At 56.9% G+C, this 1,328-nt stretch carries 1 protein-coding gene; it reads left to right on the forward strand.

The genetic code is table 11. From position 1 onward, the window contains the following. Window positions 1-112 precede the first annotated feature (112 nt). Window positions 113-1,328: TolC family protein (locus A7D21_RS33980; RefSeq protein WP_069553851.1), on the forward strand; the 1,216-nt coding region annotated here is incomplete at its 3' end.

Below are 1,328 nucleotides of genomic sequence, written 5' to 3' on the forward strand. Positions count from 1 at the left end.
CCCACGTACTTGATTCCTGTACCACACTGAGCCTCATTCCGCGTTAGCGGGATGGCATATCTGCGCGCATGTCTTATGAAGCGCGCGGTGGATCATCACAGGAATCGTGAACATGAACTCCAAGTGCTGTTGCACAGGTTGGTCCTTCCTGGCCGGCCTGGCGGCAAGCGTACTTGCATTGCCGAGCTTCGCTAGCGCATTGACATTCGATGAAGCGCTGCGTCTGGCCGAAAACAATGCACCATCGTTGACCGCACAAGACGCCAAAATTCAAGCAGCCACTAGCGCGGCCATTCCCGCCGGCGAACTACCCGATCCCAAGCTACTGCTGGGCGTGCAGAACTACCCCATTGGTGGACCCGACAGATGGAGCATCGACCAGGACTTCATGACCATGCAAGTGGTCGGGATTAGGCAGGAGATGCCCAACAGCGACAAGCGCAAAGCACGTATCGAGGTCGCGGATGCGGCTGTTGATCGAGCGTCAGCCGAGCGTCGAGTGGCGCGTCTGAACGTCCGACAGTCCACGGCATTAGCCTGGATCAGAAGCTACTCGGTTGAGCGTAAAGATGCGTTGTTCCAGGACTTCTACAAAGAAAACCGTCTTCTGACCGATACCGTCAGAGCTCAGATTGCGGGTGGCCGAGCCCAACCCGCCGATGCGGTGACACCTAAACAGGAAGCTGCTCAACTGGCTGAGCAGCAGGATGATTTAGTTCGTCAACGTGCACAGGCCCGGGCCGCCCTCAAGCGCTGGATTGGCCCTGCCGCCGATGACAAACCGGTAGGCGGTTTGCCTGATTGGCCTATTGAGACCTCAGGTTACTCCCATAAGCTGCAACATCACCCCGAATTAGCGGCTTTTGTGCCGATGACCCGTGAAGCACAAGCCAAGATCCGTGAAGCTGAGGCGGAAAAGCAGTCTGACTGGAGCTGGGAATTCGATTATCAGCACCGAGGCCAACAATTCGGTGACATGGTCAGCGTGCAGTTTTCATGGGATCTCCCGCTGTTCCCTAACTCTCGGCAAAACCCCAAGATTGCGGCCAAGCACGCCGAACTAAACCAGCTTGAGGCTGAGCGCGAAGCCCTGTCACGCGAGCATACCCAGCAACTGGAGGATGAGTTGGCTGACTACGAGCGCCTCAATCGTGCAGTCAGCCGTAATCAGGAAAGCTTGTTGCCGTTGGCTAAAGAAAAGGTCGAACTCACGATGGCCAGCTACCGCTCCGGCAAGGGTGATTTGAACTCGGTTGTTGCCGCCCGACGCGAACTCATCGAAGCCCGTCTCAAGCAGGTTGACGTTGAAGAGCAACGTGCCCTGACCA

Source organism: Pseudomonas sp. AP19, from assembly GCF_001728855.1.
Classification (GTDB): domain Bacteria; phylum Pseudomonadota; class Gammaproteobacteria; order Pseudomonadales; family Pseudomonadaceae; genus Aquipseudomonas; species Aquipseudomonas fluorescens.